Consider the following 279-nt stretch of genomic DNA (forward strand, 5'->3'; position numbering starts at 1 on the left):
GTTTAAGCCTTGGATAGTCGGTCCCTAACAACACCAAATTTTGTGGTTTCGCGCCGCGCCAAGAATAAATAGATTGATCATCATCGCCCACCACAGTAAAACGTGAGCGTTCACCCACCAAGAGTTTCACTAATTCATATTGGCTGGTATTGGTATCTTGATATTCATCCACCAGCAAATATTGAATTTTAGTCTGCCAACGAGTGCGCACTTCTTCATTCATACGCAACAATAACGTTGGAATTAAGATCAGATCATCAAAATCGAGCGCATTATAAG

1 protein-coding gene is annotated in these 279 nt (G+C 41.2%); it reads right to left on the reverse strand.

Features of this window, described 5'->3' with window-relative positions; genetic code table 11:
• The coding region (locus AAEZ03_RS27070; protein ID WP_350582906.1) for a UvrD-helicase domain-containing protein at positions 1 to 279 on the reverse strand (279 nt) is incomplete at both ends.

This window comes from Pseudomonas sp. HY2-MNA-CIBAN-0224 (genome assembly GCF_040310285.1).
Lineage (GTDB): Bacteria > Pseudomonadota > Gammaproteobacteria > Pseudomonadales > Pseudomonadaceae > Aquipseudomonas > Aquipseudomonas helleri.